The organism is Streptomyces antioxidans (genome assembly GCF_000968685.2).
Lineage (GTDB): Bacteria > Actinomycetota > Actinomycetes > Streptomycetales > Streptomycetaceae > Streptomyces > Streptomyces antioxidans.
The window spans coordinates 48904-64459 of the sequence record NZ_LAKD02000101.1 but is presented as its reverse complement, the minus strand read 5'-3'; the positions used below and the strand labels follow the sequence as shown (position 1 = coordinate 64459).

The window sequence follows — 15556 nt, the reverse complement described above, 5'->3', positions numbered from 1 at the left end:
CCCGCGGGGGCTGATTCCCCTCCCGTCCCTTTACGGGGGTGAAGCCCTCAGGGCCTGCGGTCCTGGGGCGGGTGAGGCGTCTGGGGCGGGTGAGGTGTCACTCGGTGGCCCCGGTGGTGCTGCCGCCCGCGGCCCCAGGCGCGATGACGGGCCCGCCCGCCGCCCGGAAGGGTCTCGTGGCTCTCGGCAGACATGCGGTTGCCGTTCTGGACATTGGTCCGGTGGATCAGCAGGGCGCCCACGGCGATCAGCGCGAGGATGACGACCACGGTGATCAGGGTCTCCATGGTGCTCACTCCCTGGGGCCGGGGCCCACGGCTGGAGGGAATCCGGCCGGATTGTGCGAAATGCTCCTGGTGTCTATACGGTACCTCCGGCCCGGAGGCGGCGTCGCTTCCCGTGACGACCGGGGCCGTACGGGCCCAGGCGTGCTGTTCCCGAGGCCCGAGGCCCGAGGCCCGAGGTCCCGGGGCCCCGGGGCGGCAGTCCCTGCCACGCGACGGACCACGCGGCTCCGCCGGACACCCGGTAAGCGTCCCGCACACGCCGAGCCGCCCGCACCCGGCGTCGGGAACCGGGTGCGGGCGGTTAGGCCCTGATCCAGTGGATCGGCGGGTCCGGCGGACTCAGTGGGTCTTGGCCAGCTGCTTCTCGAGCTTGGCCAGGCCATTGGCCCACAGCTGGTTGACGCGGCTGATCTCGTCCTGGTTCGGCTGCGAGTTGGTGCAGGACGTGCCGGGGCCGCCACCGGACATCAGCTCGCTGCACGGACCCTCGTAGTGGTCCGGCAGACCCAGCACGTGGCCGGTCTCGTGCGCGGTGACCCGGGTCGAGTCGTACTCCTGGTTCTGTGCGTAGTCCAGGAAGACATAGCCGCTGCCGTGCCCGTCGGTGCTCGCGTACGAGCCCCGGGGGTCATTGCCCTCGCGGTAGGTGAAGTCCGCGCCGCTGCCCTCCTGCAGCTTCACGTTGCTCACCGCGGAGTTCCAGATCTGGGTGGAGCGGGATATCACCGACTGGAAGGTCGGGGCCTGGCTCGCGTCGTAGGTGACGGTGACGGCGGCGGTCGCGCTGCGCGACTTCGCCCGCTTCTCCAGCGCCGACTTCATGACGGCCTTGATGAAGGCGTCGGTGTCGGCCCGCTCCTCGCCGCTCGCCGTGTAGGCGGCGGCCGCGGTGCCGCGCTGGGCCGTGGAGTGGTCGGGCGTGGCCGCGGACGCGGGCATGGCGGACAGGGAGACCGCCAGGCCGAGGCCGATCGTCGCGGACAGCGCCAGCTTGGGGAGTGACATGTGGGGGGCTCCTCATCGTCCTCGGGCCCCGGTCACCGTGTGGGGTGGCGGCCGGGGCCGTGGGATGAACTCTTGGCTGACGCAGAGTCTTGAGGAGAACCGGCCGTACGCGGAGATATCAACTGGTGATAGGTCGAGGGCATATCCCCTGCCGGGCGCTCAGGGCCCGGCCGCCGAGCGGTGTTTGATACCCCGTTGACCGGTGTCTGACCACCGATTGACCGTTTCCGATATGGGTTGGTGCGGTTTCAGAGTCTGGTGTGGCGGATAAGTGCGCAGTTATGCTCCCGCCGTGGAGCTCGAGGTGAGGCATCTCCGTGCATTGTGCGCCATAGCCGACACCGGCAGCCTACGAAAGGCGGCGCGCCAACTGGGCATGACCCAGCCATCCTTGACGACTCAGCTCCGGCGCATCGAGAACACCATCGGCGGCCGGCTGTTCTCGCGGGAGGTCTCCGGCAGCAGGCCGACCCCGCTGGGGCGGTCCGTGCTGTGCCGCGCCCGGCCGATAGTGGCCGAGATGAACGCCCTCGTCAGCGAGGTCCAGTTGGAGGCGGGGCAGACCGCCGACGCCCGGCTGCGCATCGGCAGCACGAGCAGCCGTGCCGTGGTCGGCTGGCTGCGCAGGCTCCGCGCCCGCTACCCCGTCGCAGACACCACCATCCACATCGACGTCTCCGCCAACGCGTTGCTGCAGATGGTCGCCGCCAACCAGCTGGACGTCGCCTTCGTCCACGAGGTCGAGGGCGCGCCGCTGCGGGTGCCCGAGGGGGTGGAGCGCCGGGTGCTGGTGGAGCGGGAGCCGCAGTTCGTGGCGCTGGCCGAAACCCACCCTGCCGCCGCGCGGCCCGTGGTGGGGCTCGCCGAACTCGCCGCCGACCAGTGGATGGTGGACCCCAGCGTGGACGGTGAGGGGCCCGGACTGCGCCGGGTGCTGGCCGCCGCGGGGCTCAATCCGCGGGTGGTCTACGGGGACTACCTCACCGCCGCCGACCTGGTCGCCTCGGGCGAGGTGGTCACCCCCTGTCAGCCCACCGCGCGGTCCCGCCAGGGCGTGGCCGTACGCCCGCTGCACGGCGATCCGCTGACGGTCCGGCTGTTCCTGGCCTCACGGGCTGGCCCGGCGGGCCGTAACGGCGTCGACGGATCCGCCCCGGACCCGGTGGTCGTCCGTACCGGTGCCGCCGGACCCGTCCCGGATACGGCGGCCGGTGCGGCCCTTGGGGCGGACGCGACGGCGGCCGGTGCGCCCATCGGTGTCGACGCGACGTCGGCTGGTGCGCCGCCCCTTGACGTCGACGCCACGGCGGCCGGTGCGGCGCCCCTCGACGTCGGCGCACTCTTCGGCGACCTGGCGGACGCGTACTTCGAGATCGCCTGGGCGAGCGTGGCGTACCGCCAGTGGCTGGTCCGCAACGAGAGCCCGCTGCTGCGCTTGCAGAAGCCCCCGACCCGCGATGAGCTCGACATCCTGGGGCTCGCCGGACCCGCCGAGGTCTCGTAGCGCCAGGCTCAGGCAGTCAGTCCAGCCGGTCCAATCAGCCCAATCGGTCCGTTCAGCCCGGTCAGCCCGGGGCGGCCAGCCCCACCGGAAGCGTCTGCTCCGACCAGATCGTCTTGCCGTCGGCGGTCGGGCGGCTTCCCCAGCGCTGGCTGAGCCGGGCGACCAGCAGCAGCCCGCGACCGCCCTCGTCGAAGGTGCGGGCGCGGCGCATATGCGGGGCGGTGCTGGAGGAGTCGGTGACCTCGCAGATCAGCGAGTGGTCATGGATCAGCCGCAGCTGGATGGGCGGGGCGGCGTGCCGGATGGCGTTGGTGACCAGCTCGCTGACGACCAGCTCGGTGGTGGAGACGGCCTCGGCGAGCCCCCATTCGGTCAGCCGCTCCGTCACGTTCCGGCGGGACCGGGCCACCCACGCCGGGTCGGCGGGCACGTCCCAGGTCGCCACGTGCGCCGCGTCCAGGGCGCGGGTGCGGGCGAGCAGCAGCGCGACGTCGTCCAGCACGCCCTGGCCGGGGAGGAGCGTCCGCAGCACCGCGTCGCAGGTGTCGCCCAGGGAGGCGCGGGGGCGGGCCAGCGCGTCGGCCAGCGCGTCGGCCAGCAGCAGGCGCGCCTCGTCCACATCGCGGTCCCACTCGCCCAGCAGTCCGTTGGTGTAGAGGGCGAGCACGGCGTCCTCGGGCAGCTCGGTCTCCATCGCCTCGAAGGGCAGCCCGCCGACCCCCAGCGGCGGTCCGGGCGGCACCGGAAGGAACTCCACGGAGCCGTCGGGCCTGGCCAGCGCCGGGGCGGGATGCCCGGCCGCGGCCAGCGAGCAGTGGTGCGAGACCGGGTCGTAGACCACGTACAGACAGGTGGCCCCCACATCCCCGGTGGCCTCCTCGGCCCCGGTCTCCGCGGCCAGGTGGATCACCAGGTCGTCGAGGTGGATGAGCAGCTCGTCCGGCGGCAGATCGACATCGGCGAGGGTACGGACCGCCGTACGCAACCGGCCCATGGTGGCCGACGCCTGGATGCCGTGGCCGACCACATCGCCCACCACCAGCGCGACCCGCGCCCCGGAGAGCGGGACGACGTCGAACCAGTCCCCGCCCGCCCCCGCGTACGGGCCCGCGGGCAGATAGCGGGAGGCGACCTCGACGGCCGGCGGCTGGGGCAGGGTCCGCGGCAGCAGGCTGCGCTGGAGCGCCAGGGCGGTGGCGCGCTCGCGGGTGAAGCGGCGGGCGTTGTCCACGCAGACGGCGGCCCGGGTGGTGATCTCCTCGGCCAGCACCACATCGTCCTGGGTGAACGCCTCGGGGGTGCGGTGGCGGGCGAACACCGCCACCCCGAGCGTCGTCCCCCGCGCCCGGATCGGCACCGACATGATCGAGTGGATGCCGAACCGCTGGATCGCCCGGGCGCGCTCGGGCTTCAGCGCACCCCACTCGGCGATCTCGGGGTCGGCGGACGCGTGGATGATGGGCTGCCCCGCCACCAGGCATTCGGCCATCGGCGAGACCTTCGGGTAGGTGTCCACCATGCCCACCGGCACCACGGACTCGGGGCAGCCCTCGTAGCTGGACTGCCGGGCGGCGCGGCGCAGTACCACCGGATCGGCGAGCGGCCCGGACGGCAGCTCCTCCTCCTGGGTCAGCCGGTCCAGCAGGTCGATGCTGGTGTAGTCGGCCAGCCGGGGTACGCAGACGTCGGCGAGCTCCTGGGCGGTGTGGTCGATGTCGAGGGTGGAGCCGATCCGTTCACTGGCCTCGCTCAGCAGCAGCAGCCGCTGGCGGGCCAGATACTGATCGGTGACGTCGTGGGCCGCCATGCAGACCGCGTACACCTGCCCGTCCCTCGCCCGCAGCGGGGCGAACTGGGCCGACCAGGCCTGCTCCTCGGACTCGCCGCCGCCGGTGCGCAGATGCGTCTCCACCTCGCGCGGCTCGCCGGTGGCCAGCACGTGGCGCATGGCCGCTTCGAGCCGTTCGCTCTGGAGCTTGCCCTTGATCTCCGACAGCCGCAGACCGCGGATCTCCGCCTCGGGGAGGCCGATGACGCGGACCATCTCGGCGTTCACCTTGCGCAGCCGCATATCGGCGTCGTAGATCGCCATGGGGCAGGGCGACTGGGCGTAGGCCCGTCGCATCAGCGCGTCGTTCCACGACTCGGGGGGCTGCTCGGCCCGGGGTGCCGCGGTCACCAGCAGCCAGTCGCCCTCCGGCCGTCTGCGGTGCGCCAGCAGCGGTACGGGCACCTCGCGGCCGTCCCGGTGGCGCAGGGCCACGGTCCCGTGCCAACGGGTCAGCCGGGCGCGGGCACGGCGGGCCCCGATGCCGGTCGCGCGGCCCGGATCGGCCAGCAGCTCGGCGGCGGGCCGCCCCACGACATCGGCGGACGGATACCCGAGCAGCCGACGGGCGCCCTCGTTCCAGCTGGTCAGCGTCCCGTCATCGCTGACGGTGGCTCGTGCGGTATCCGTTTCCTCGAAGCCGTCCCGCTCTTGCGCGGGGCCGCCGTCGTGGCGCTTCATCCTCGCCATCCCTCCGGGACGGCACCGGGTCCGTCCACCAGGGCTCCCTTCCAGCCTGGTCCACTCCGGTCCGGGCATCAACCACGGCTCGGGACCGGAGGGGGCGGGAGGGATGCCTTGGGGAGCGTGCGGGTCGGCTGTCCGCGAGCCGTGGGGCCATGCGAGCCGTACGAGCCGTGCAGGCGGTGCGAGCCGTACGACCCGTACGGGCCATGCGAACCATTCAGACCATTCAGGCCATGCGGACCACGGTGGCCGCCGCCCGGATCAGACCACTGCGGGGCGCGCGGGCCGTGCGGGCCGCAGATGGCGCCGGGCCCATTCGGCGAAGCCGGTGAGCGGGAGACCGAGGGCCCGCGCGAACTCGGGACGGGCGGGCTGGTCGACCGCGTTCAGCCACTCGTGCCCGAGGCCCCACTCCGGCATCCCGGCGGCGAGCGCTTCGTCCACGGTCATGGACGGGGCGGTCAGCGTGGTGCCCGTGACCTCGGACAGGACCTCGGCGACCCGGGTCATGGTCATGTGGTCGCCCGCCAGTTCCAGCTCGACCTCGTGGAACCGCTCCGGCTCGGCGATGGCCGCGGCGGCGGCCGTACCGATGTCGGCGACGGCGATGAGGGAGAGTTTGGTGCCGGGCTCGAGGACGGTGGCCAGGCCGCCCTCGGGGCCGTTCGGGAGCAGGGACAGGAAGTTCTCCATGAAGAAGGCGGGCTTGAGGAGCGTCCAGTGGCGGAAGCCCGCCTCCCGGACCCGGTCCTGGAGGCCGCTCTTGGTCGCGAAGTAGTGCTCCATCGCCGCCCAGCGGCCCTCGGCCCAGCCGGGCGCGGTGTGGTGCTGCCCGGCGCCTGAGACGGAGGTGTGCACGAAGTGGGCCACCCCCGCGTCCCGCGCGGCCTCGATCAGGTTCCGGCCCTGGATCCACTCGGAGTCGCCCTGGAGATCGTTCATATCGGGCATCTGGATCGAGAAGACGGCACGCGCCCCCTCGGCGGCCCGCCGCACCGAGCCGAGGTCGAGCAGATCGCCGGTGACCAGCTCGGCACCGAGCGCCGCCACGGCCCTGGCCCGCTCGCCGGACGGATCGCGGACCAGGGCCCGCACCGGAACGCCAGCGGAGAGCAGGGCGCGGGCGGTGGCGCCGCCCTGCTGCCCGGTGGCACCGGTGACGAGGACGGGGGCGGAGGTCGGGGGTTCCACGGTCATGCTGCAGCTCCTCGGGCAGAAGGAAATCGACTCATCGACAAGTCGACTGGAAAGACCAAACGGCGGGCCCCGCCACTTATCACTCGGTACGATACGGAGGGCCCCGCCACTTAGCAACCCGGAGGTGACGCCATGCCCGCCCAGCGCGCGGACGCCCGGCGCAACTACGCGCGCATCCTCGCCGTCGCCGAGGAGGAGGTCGCCACCCACGGCGCCGACGCCTCACTGGAACAGATCGCCCGCACCGCCGGAGTCGGCTCGGCCACCGTGCGCCGCCACTTCCCCACCCGGCACGCCCTGCTGGAAGCGGTCTTCCGCGAACGCATCCAAGCCCTGGCCACCCGCGCCCACGAGCTGTCGGAGGCGGACGACATCCGGGCCGCCCTGCTGGACTGGCTGGGCGCCCTCACCGTCTACTCCGCCACGGTGCAGGGCCTGGCCACCGCACTCCTACGGGCCGGGGAACTCGACCCGGACCACGCGAACCCCTGCGTAACCCCCCTCGCCGAGGCCGGCGAACCCCTCCTACGACGAGCCGAGCAGGCCGGTGCGGTACCCCCCGGCGTGACCCCGGTCGACCTGGTCACCCTGATCGCGGGCATCGCCCTGGCCGCCCAACACCACCCCGACCCCGCCACCGAGGCGACCCGCCTGCTGCACCTGACCGTGACGGGCATCAGCCCGCCGGGATGAGGCGCCGCCGCTTCAACCCCGGCGCCCGGCAAGCACATTCACAACGAAGAAGACCGCACCCGGGCCACTCGGGGCGGCTCGGGTGCGGTCTGGTGGTGCTGGGGAAGGGCGGGGTCAGCCCTTCTTGGTCTCCCAGAAGATCTTGTCGATCTGGGCGATGTAGTCCAGGGCCTTCTGTCCGGTGGCCGGGTCGGTCGAGCCCTTGGCCGCGCTCAGGGCCTTGAGGGTGTCGTTGACCAGCTGGTGCAGCTCGGGGTACTTCTCGAAGTGCGGGGGCTTGAAGTAGTCGCTCCACAGCACCGAGATGTGGTGCTTGGCGAGCTCCGCGCGCTCCTCCTTGATGGTGGTGGCGCGGGCGCGGAAGTGCGGGTCCTCGTTGGCCTGGTACTTCTCCTGGATGGCCTTGACGGACTCGGCTTCGATGCGGGCCTGGGCCGGGTCGTACACACCGCAGGGCAGGTCGCAGTGGGCACTGACCTGAACCTTGGGGGCGAACAGGCGGGAGAGCATAGAGCTGTCCTTCCATTCGTGATCGTCTTCTCAGGTGCGAGATTACTCCGTGAGGGAAGGCTTTTCTCGGGTGCCCCGGGGGGCTTAGGTCAAAAGTCCAGTGCCGGGCTGGAATGCCTGGGATCGTGAGGGGTGCAGGGTGAGGACCGGAGGTGCCGTGATGCGGGAGCAGCTGGGCGATCGCGGGCAGGAGCCGGACCGCGATCAGCGCGGACTGCTGCGGATCGGGCTCGCGGAGGTGTACAACCCGTCGATGCAGCCGACGCTGTACCCCGGCGACCAGCTGGTGGTGCGCTACGGCGCGCCCGTACGGCCGGGGGATGTGGTGGTTTTGCGCCATCCGTTCCGGCAGGATCTGTTGATCGTCAAGCGCGCGGTGGAGCGGCGCGAGGGCGGCTGGTGGGTCATGGGTGACAACCCGTATGTGGAGAACGACAGCCGGGAGTTCGGCGTCGTGCCGGACGAGCTGGTGGTGGCCCGGGCCTGGGTGCGGCTGCGGCCGCCGCGGAGCGCCGGGCGCGGTGGTCAGCGGTCGATGGCCCGGCTGGTCTCCTGGGCGGTGTCCGCCGTACGGCCCGTGGGTTCGCGGTCCTGGCGGCGGCTGCGCTCGGCGCCGGCCGTCCGCTCGGCGTCCAGGCGTTTGCGGGCGCGGTAGGCGGCCACATTGGCGCGGGTGGCGCAGCGGTCCGAGCAGTAGCGCCGGGAACGATTTGTCGATGTGTCGAGATAGGCGTTACGACAGGGTGACGCCTCACAGATGCCCAGCCGGTCGGCGCCCAGCTCGGTGAGGTGGAAGGCCAGGCCCATCGAGGCGGTCGCGGCGTAGCCCGCGCCCGCGTTGGCGGCGTAGTCCGCGATATGCATATGCCAATCGGGGCGGCCGTCCTCGTCGCGGGTCTCATGGCCGGAAATCTGCGGACTGACCGGGAACTCGATGAGCAGCGCGTTCAGCAGATCCACCGCCAGCACCTCGTCGCCGCCCGCCGCCGCCTCGAAGACCGCACGCAGCCGGGCCCTGACCGACCTCAGCCGGGTGACATCCGCGTCGGTCGTCCGCCGGGCCTGCTGACTCTCGCCGAAGAGCGCCCGTACGGCTTCCACCGAGGTCAGGGTGTCGGTGCCGCGGCTCGGCTCCTCGCTGTTGACCAGGCGCACGGCGAGATCCGAGTAATAAGCCAATTCCACTTGTGGTCCTTACGGTGGCGGTCTAGGGTCAGATCAGGTCAGGTAAGAGGCGTTCTGCCCACCAGGGTATTACGGGCGGCTGCGCCGGGACGATGACGCATGGCTTGGAGGGCTCGATGACGGACACCGTCGCCGTGGCGGACTGGCAGGCGTGGCAGCGGAGCTGGGACCGGCAGCAGGAGTGGTACCTCCCCGATCGTGAGGAGCGGTTCCGGGTGATGCTCGACGCGGTCGAGGCCGTCGTCGGCCCGGAGCCCCGGATCCTCGACCTGGCGTGTGGCACGGGCAGTATCTCGGACCGGGCTCTGCGCCGGTTCCCGGGCGCCACCAGCACCGGTGTGGACCTCGACCCCGCGCTGCTGACGATCGCCCGCGGCCACTTCGCGGCCGAGCCGCGCGCCGAGTTCCTGACCGTCGATCTGCGCGACCCGGAGTGGACCGAGCGGCTGCCGCACCGTGCGTACGACGCCGTCCTGACCGCCACGGCGCTCCACTGGCTGCGCTCGGACGAGCTGCGGACGCTGTACGGGCGGATCGCGGGCGTGGTGCGGGAGGGCGGGGTGTTCCTCAACGCCGACCACATGCCCGATCCGGCCACGCCCCGGCTGAACGCCGCCGACCACGCGTACCAGGAGGCGCGGCGGGCGCGGGCCAGGGCCGAGGGCGCCCAGGACTGGGTGGACTGGTGGCAGACCGCCGCGCGGGACGAGACGCTGGCGGGGCCGGTGGCCGAGCGGTTCGCGATCTTCGGCAATCCGGCGAACGGGGACCATGCGGACGGGGAGACACAGCCCGTCGCCTGGCATGTCGAGGCCCTGCGCGCGGCGGGCTTCGGGGAGGCGCGGGCCGTCTGGTGCTCGCCCTCGGACGCGATGGTGCTCGGGCTGAAGTGATCCCGGGGCCGGACGTCGCGAGGGCGGTACGGGCACTCGCCCGTACCGCCCTCGCGCGGTCCGCACCGCGGCCTGCCAGCGACCACAGCGCCGTGGAAACGGCTACAGCACCTTGGAGAGGAACGACTTCGTCCGTTCGTGCCGCGGATTGGTCAGCACCTCCCGCGGATGCCCGGACTCCACCACCACGCCGTCGTCCATGAAGACGACCGAGTCCCCGACCTCGCGCGCGAAGCCCATCTCATGCGTCACGACGATCATCGTCATGCCGTCCTCCGCGAGCCCGCGCATCACATCGAGCACATCGCCGACCAGCTCCGGGTCGAGCGCCGAGGTGGGCTCGTCGAAGAGCATCAGCTTCGGCTCCATCGCCAGCGCCCGCGCGATCGCCACGCGCTGCTGCTGGCCGCCGGAGAGCTGGGAGGGGTAGTTGGCCGCCTTGTCGGCGAGGCCCACCCGGTCAAGCAGCTTCAGCGCGCGCTCCCGCGCCACCGCCTTCGACTCCCGCTTGACCTGGACCGGCGCCTCGATCACGTTCTCCAGCGCGGTCATGTGCGGGAAGAGGTTGAAGCGCTGGAAGACCATGCCGATGTCGCTGCGCTTCTCGGCGACCTCGCGGTCCTTGAGCTCGTAGAGCTTGTCGCCCTTCTGGCGGTAGCCGACCAGCTCGCCGTCCACGTACAGCCGCCCGGAGTTGATCTTCTCCAGGTGGTTGATGCAGCGCAGGAAGGTGGACTTGCCGGAGCCGGACGGGCCGATCAGGCAGAACACCTCGCGCGGGGCGACCTCGAGGTCGATGCCCTTGAGGACCTGAACCGGGCCGAAGGACTTGTGGACGCCCTCGGCCTTCACCATGGCGGTCATGCGCCGACACCTCCGGAGCGGTTGCTGAGGGAGAGCAGATTGGCCCGGATCCGCTGCAGCGGGGTGTCCGGCAGGCTGCGGCTCGAGCCGCGCGCGTAGTACCGCTCCAGGTAGTACTGGCCGACGCTGAGCACGGAGGTGAGGATCAGGTACCAGGCGGCGGCGAGGAAGAGCATCTCCGCCGTGGCGCCGGAGTTCTGCCCGACCTCCGAGGTGGCCTGGAGCAGGTCCCAGTACTGCACCGCGATCACCAGCGAGGTGGTCTTGAGCATGTTGATGAACTCATTGCCGGTCGGCGGCACGATCACCCGCATCGCCTGCGGCAGCACCACCCGACGCAGCGTCTTGGCGTGGCTCATGCCGAGCGCCTGGGCGGCCTCGGACTGGCCCTCGTCGACCGACTGGATGCCCGCCCGGCAGATCTCGGCCATGTACGCGGCCTCGTTCAGGCCCAGGCCCAGCAGGGCGGCCAGGAACGGGGTCATGAAGTCCGACCACTCGTCCTTGTAGATCGGCATGATGTTGATGTAGTCGAACACCAGGCCGAGATTGAACCAGACCAGCAGCTGTACGTAGACCGGGGTACCGCGGAAGAACCAGATGTAGCCCCAGGCGATGGAGGCGGTCACCGGGTTCTTCGACAGCCGCATCACCGCGAGGATGATGCCGAGGGCCACGCCGAGCACCATCGACAGGATGGTGATCCAGACGGTGTTGCGAACGCCCCTGAGGACCTCGCCGTCGAAGAAGTAGTCAGGGATGGCGCCCCAGTTGACGTCACCGCGGGCGAAGGCCGAGACCAGCAGGGCGATCAGGGCGATGGCGAGGACCGCGGCGACCCAGCGGCCGTAGTGCCGCACCGGGATGGCCTTGATGCTCTCCGGCGCCGGTGGCGGGGTGTCGACCGGACCCGCCTTTTCGATCTTAGTAGTCACGGATGGTGCCTTTCAGCGCGAGCGCGGACGGGGGAGGGCCGGATCACTTGCCGCCGTTGATGATGGCCTTGGTGACCGCGCCGTCCTTGACGCCCCACTTCGCGATGATCTTGTCGTATTCGCCGTTCGCGATGATCAGGGCGAGGGCCTGCTTGAGCGCATCGCGCAGCTGGGTGTTCTTCTTGGCGACGGCGATGCCGTACGGGGCCGCCTCCACCTGATCGCCGACGAGCTGGAAGTCCTTGCCGCCGCCGGAGGTCTTCACCGCGTACGCGGCTACGGGGAAGTCGCTGGCGCCCGCGGCGGCGCCACCGCCGCGCAGCCGGGTCTGGGCCTCGGTGTCATTGCCGAACGCCTCGATCGCGATCTTGCCCTTGTCGTCCTTCTGGCAGGTCTTCGACTGGGCCTTGGCCAGGTCGTGGGAGACGGTGCCGCGCTGCACGACGATCTTCTTGCCGCACAGGTCGTCCCAGGTCTTGATCCCCTTGGTGTCGCCCTTCTTGGTGTAGATCGAGACACCCGCGGTGAAGTAGTCGACGAAGTCGACGCCCTCGCCCGCCTTCTTGCCGGTGTCCGGGTCGACACCGTCCTGGCGGCCCTTGTTGTCGGTCATGGCCGACATGGCGATGTCGTAGCGCTTGGAGCGCAGACCCGAGAGCAGGGTGTCGAAGGTGGCGTTGTTGAACTCGAACTTCACCCCGAGCTGCTTGCCGAGCGCGTCGGCGATGTCCGGGTCGATGCCCATGACCTCGCCGCCCTTCTTGAACTCGACCGGCGGGTAGTTGATGTCCGAGCCCACCTTGATCACCTTGGCGCTCTGGATCTCCTTGGGCAGCTGGTTGAAGAGCGGGGCGGAGTCGCTGTTGGACCCGCCCGTGGCCTTGTTGGTCTGATCGCCGCAGCCCGTCAGCAGCAGGGCGGCTACCGCCGCTATCGCGCCGAGGGGAGCCATCCGGGACTTCAGGGTGGCCCCACGGGGCGTGAAGCAGGCGGTCATGCTGGTTCCTCCGGCAGGGTGAGGGGGCGAGATCTCGGGAACACGTTTGTGGGTGTCGCGATCTCGTGTGATTGGGGCATCTTGCCATCGGTCGGGCCCCTACGGGCCGCTGGCCATGTCAAAATCGGATAACGGGCGATCCCCGTGGTGCACAACCGGACAGCGGTACCGGCCGGACAGCGGTGGCCGGTGGCGCGGGGCGGGCTCATGATCACGCGGAGAACAGCGTGTGACGGCGCCATGGACTTTCCCTAGAGCTTCGCCCGCCTTCAGGCGTAATGCCTGGTTCTCCGGCGTCATGGCACCAGAACTCGCTCGTCCCTCGGCGCGCGCTTCAGGTAGAACAGACGGCTACACCCCTCACCCGGGGCTCAGGGCGCGTGTGCGACGCGCCCGGCGTTCGTACCCACACCCATGCGGTGGTCATCCGCTGAATGGGACGACGCGGTGCCCGCCCGCTCCGAACCTGGGGCGGATACCCTCGACAGAAAAACGACAAAGGGGTCAAAACAGTGGCAGCGGAGATGGTCAATCCTCGCAGCGACAGCACAAGCGGCAGCATCGGCGGCGGTGAAGGAGCCGGCGGCGTGACCGACGGGGAGCCCTTCGATCCGGCGTTCGCCCTGCACCGCGGCGGCAAGATGGCCGTCCAGGCGACCGTGCCCGTGCGCGACCGGGACGATCTGTCCCTCGCGTACACGCCGGGCGTGGCCAAGGTGTGCAGCGCGATCGCCGAGCAGCCCGAGCTCGTCCATGACTACACCTGGAAGTCACAGGTCGTCGCCGTGGTAACGGACGGCAGCGCGGTGCTGGGGCTCGGTGACATCGGTCCGGAGGCGTCTCTTCCGGTGATGGAGGGCAAGGCGATCCTCTTTAAGCAGTTCGGCGGTGTGGACGCGGTGCCGATCGCGCTCGAGTGCCGGGACGTGGACGACATCGTGGAGACCGTCGCCCGGCTGGCGCCCTCGTTCGGCGGCGTCAATCTGGAGGACATCTCCGCGCCCCGCTGCTTCGAGATCGAGCGCAGGCTCCAGGAGCGGGTCGACATCCCGATCTTCCACGACGACCAGCACGGCACGGCGGTGGTCACCCTCGCCGCGCTGCGCAACGCCGCCAGGCTGACCGACCGTGCGCTGGGGCAGCTGCGCGCCGTCATCTCCGGGGCGGGCGCCGCCGGTGTGGCCATCGCCCGGATCCTCACCGAGGCGGGCATCGGCGATGTGGCCGTGTGCGACCGCAAGGGCGTGGTCTCGCCGGAGCGCGAGGACCTCACCGACGTCAAGCGCGAGCTGGCCGGTTTCACCAACAAGGCCGGGCTCACCGGGTCCCTGGAGGGCGCGCTGGACGGGGCCGACGTCTTCATCGGCGTCAGCGGTGGCACGGTGCCTGAGGCCGCGGTGGCCAAGATGGCGCCGGGCGCCTTCATCTTCGCGATGGCCAACCCCAACCCGGAGATCCACCCGGAGGTCGCCCAGCAGTACGCGTCGGTGGTCGCCACCGGGCGCAGCGACTTCCCGAACCAGATCAACAACGTCCTCGCCTTCCCCGGCATCTTCGCGGGCGCCCTCCAGGTCCGGGCGTCCCGGATCACCGAGGGCATGAAGCTCGCCGCCGCCGAGGCGCTGGCCGCCGTGGTGGCCGACGAGCTGAGCGCGGACAAGGTCATCCCGTCTCCGTTCGACGAGCGGGTCGCCCCCGCGGTGACCGCGGCCGTCGCGGCGGCCGCGCGTGCGGAGGGTGTCGCCCGCCGCTGACGCGCTGCCCGGGGCGCGGGTGGTGTTTGGGCGCGTCCGGGTGGCGCTACGGGTGGTGCCGATGCGGGCTGGGTGCTCGTACGGGCTGGGTGCTCGTACGGACCTTGTGCCGATGCGGGCCGTGGGCCGGGCCGCCCCTCAGTCGGAGGGGCGGCCCGGCCCGTGCGCTGTCCGTGCCCGGTGGGCGAGCGGGGTCACACCGTGGTGCGGTTCCGCGGGGTCGCCCCGCGGCCTAAGGTCGGGATCATGTTCGCTGCCTATGCCGCACGTATCGACCGTGACCAGCCGCTGAGCGGCCTCGAACTGGGGGAGCGCCCCGAGCCGGAGGCCCGGCCCGGCTGGACCACCGTGAACGTCAAGGCCGCCTCGCTCAACCACCACGACCTGTGGTCACTGCGCGGCGTGGGCCTCGGCGAGGAGTCGCTTCCGATGATCCTCGGCTGCGACGCGGCCGGGACCGACGAGGACGGCAACGAGGTCGTACTCCACTCCGTCATCGGCCAGAGCGGACACGGCGTCGGCCCGAAGGAGCCCCGCTCCATCCTCACCGAGCGCTACCAGGGCACCTTCGCCGAGAAGGTGACCGTGCCCAGCTGGAATGTGCTGCCCAAGCCCAAGGAGCTCTCCTTCGAGGAGGCCGCCTGCCTGCCCACGGCCTGGCTGACCGCGTACCGCATGCTGTTCACCAACGCGGGGGTGCGCCCCGGCGACAGCGTCCTGGTCCAGGGCGCCGGGGGCGGTGTGGCCACCGCCGCGATCGTGCTGGGCGCGGCGGCTGGGCTGCGGGTGCTGGCCACCAGCCGCGACGAGGCCAAGCGGGCCCGGGCCGTCGAGCTGGGCGCCGAGGGCGCGTACGAGCCGGGGGAGCGGCTGCCGCGCCGGGTGGACGCCGTGATCGAGACGGTGGGCGCCGCGACCTGGTCGCATTCGGTGAAGTCCCTCAAGCCCGGCGGCACGCTGGTGATTTCGGGCGCCACCAGCGGCCCCAACCCGAAGGCCACCGAGCTCAACCGGATCTTCTTCCTGGAGCTGAAGGTCGTGGGCTCCACGATGGGCGGGAAGGACGAGCTGGAGGACCTGCTGAGCTTCTGCGCCGCGCGCGGGGTACGGCCGGTGATCGATACGGTGCTGCCGCTGGACCGGGCCCGCGAGGGGTTCGAGAAGATGGCGGGCGGCGATCTCTTCGGCAAGGTCGTGCTGACGGTCTGAATGTCGGG

At 71.2% G+C, this 15556-nt stretch carries 14 protein-coding genes and 1 pseudogene; 6 read left to right on the top strand and 9 right to left on the bottom strand.

Annotated elements, in window-relative coordinates:
• Window positions 1-47: 47 nt before the first annotated feature.
• Both VT50_RS29870 and snpA read right to left on the bottom strand, forming a co-directional pair.
• Window positions 48-287, bottom strand: coding sequence for a hypothetical protein (locus tag VT50_RS29870; RefSeq protein ID WP_046090230.1), 240 nt, complete (start codon window positions 285-287; stop codon window positions 48-50).
• A gap of 339 nt (window positions 288-626) precedes the next feature.
• Complete coding sequence (snpA, locus tag VT50_RS29865) at window positions 627-1292, bottom strand: snapalysin (RefSeq protein WP_046090231.1); 666 nt, start codon at window positions 1290-1292, stop codon at window positions 627-629.
• 304 nt (window positions 1293-1596) lie between these two features.
• Here snpA and VT50_RS29860 point away from each other — a divergent pair, with 304 nt between their 5' ends.
• Window positions 1597-2796 (top strand): LysR family transcriptional regulator, encoded by a 1200-nt coding sequence (locus tag VT50_RS29860; protein ID WP_046090247.1) that lies wholly within the window; start codon window positions 1597-1599, stop codon window positions 2794-2796.
• A 61-nt stretch (window positions 2797-2857) separates the two neighbouring features.
• On the opposite strand, the gene VT50_RS29855 is transcribed toward VT50_RS29860, so the two are convergent.
• Together VT50_RS29855 and VT50_RS29850 are read right to left on the bottom strand one after the other, a co-directional pair.
• A complete protein-coding gene (locus tag VT50_RS29855; protein ID WP_046090232.1) occupies window positions 2858-5305 on the bottom strand; it encodes a SpoIIE family protein phosphatase in 2448 nt (815 codons plus the stop codon).
• A 267-nt stretch (window positions 5306-5572) separates the two neighbouring features.
• A complete protein-coding gene (locus tag VT50_RS29850; RefSeq protein WP_046090233.1) occupies window positions 5573-6508 on the bottom strand; it encodes an NmrA family NAD(P)-binding protein in 936 nt (311 codons plus the stop codon).
• Window positions 6509-6640: 132 nt separating this feature from the next.
• On the opposite strand from VT50_RS29850, the gene VT50_RS29845 reads away from it, so the two are divergent.
• The gene (locus tag VT50_RS29845; RefSeq protein WP_046090234.1) at window positions 6641-7201 is read left to right on the top strand and encodes a TetR/AcrR family transcriptional regulator; all 561 of its coding nucleotides are present in this window, start codon (window positions 6641-6643) and stop codon (window positions 7199-7201) included.
• A 114-nt stretch (window positions 7202-7315) separates the two neighbouring features.
• On the opposite strand, the gene sodN is transcribed toward VT50_RS29845, so the two are convergent.
• Window positions 7316-7711: a superoxide dismutase, Ni gene (gene sodN, locus VT50_RS29840; RefSeq protein WP_046090235.1), complete on the bottom strand. Its 396-nt coding sequence runs from the start codon at window positions 7709-7711 to the stop codon at window positions 7316-7318.
• A 160-nt stretch (window positions 7712-7871) separates the two neighbouring features.
• Between sodN and VT50_RS41460 the strand changes: the two are divergent.
• Window positions 7872-8132 (top strand): annotated as a pseudogene (locus VT50_RS41460) (S24 family peptidase); the annotation flags it as partial.
• Window positions 8133-8236: 104 nt separating this feature from the next.
• Here the strand turns inward: VT50_RS41460 and VT50_RS29830 are convergent.
• Entirely contained in the window at window positions 8237-8896 is a 660-nt protein-coding gene (locus tag VT50_RS29830; protein WP_046090236.1) for a CGNR zinc finger domain-containing protein, read from the bottom strand.
• Window positions 8897-9012: 116 nt separating this feature from the next.
• Between VT50_RS29830 and VT50_RS29825 the strand changes: the two genes are divergently transcribed.
• Window positions 9013-9789 (top strand): class I SAM-dependent methyltransferase, encoded by a 777-nt coding sequence (locus tag VT50_RS29825; protein WP_046090237.1) that lies wholly within the window; start codon window positions 9013-9015, stop codon window positions 9787-9789.
• Between the two features lie 102 nt (window positions 9790-9891).
• On the opposite strand, the gene VT50_RS29820 is transcribed toward VT50_RS29825, so the two are convergent.
• Genes VT50_RS29820 through VT50_RS29810 form a run of 3 tightly spaced genes read right to left on the bottom strand, consistent with a single transcriptional unit; the run spans window position 9892 to window position 12585 of the window.
• Window positions 9892-10644, bottom strand: coding sequence for an amino acid ABC transporter ATP-binding protein (locus VT50_RS29820; RefSeq protein ID WP_046090248.1), 753 nt, complete (start codon window positions 10642-10644; stop codon window positions 9892-9894).
• A gap of 5 nt (window positions 10645-10649) precedes the next feature.
• Window positions 10650-11588 carry an amino acid ABC transporter permease gene (locus VT50_RS29815; RefSeq protein ID WP_046090238.1) on the bottom strand — a complete coding sequence of 313 codons (939 nt, stop codon included), beginning with the start codon at window positions 11586-11588 and terminating at the stop codon, window positions 10650-10652.
• A 43-nt stretch (window positions 11589-11631) separates the two neighbouring features.
• Entirely contained in the window at window positions 11632-12585 is a 954-nt protein-coding gene (locus VT50_RS29810) for an ABC transporter substrate-binding protein (protein ID WP_046090239.1), read from the bottom strand.
• A gap of 512 nt (window positions 12586-13097) precedes the next feature.
• On the opposite strand from VT50_RS29810, the gene VT50_RS29805 reads away from it, so the two are divergent.
• Both VT50_RS29805 and VT50_RS29800 read left to right on the top strand, forming a co-directional pair.
• On the top strand, window positions 13098-14339 hold the full coding sequence (locus VT50_RS29805; protein ID WP_046090240.1) for an NAD(P)-dependent malic enzyme: 1242 nt from the start codon (window positions 13098-13100) through the stop codon (window positions 14337-14339).
• 246 nt (window positions 14340-14585) lie between these two features.
• Window positions 14586-15548 (top strand): zinc-binding dehydrogenase, encoded by a 963-nt coding sequence (locus tag VT50_RS29800; RefSeq protein ID WP_046090249.1) that lies wholly within the window; start codon window positions 14586-14588, stop codon window positions 15546-15548.
• Window positions 15549-15556 lie beyond the last annotated feature (8 nt).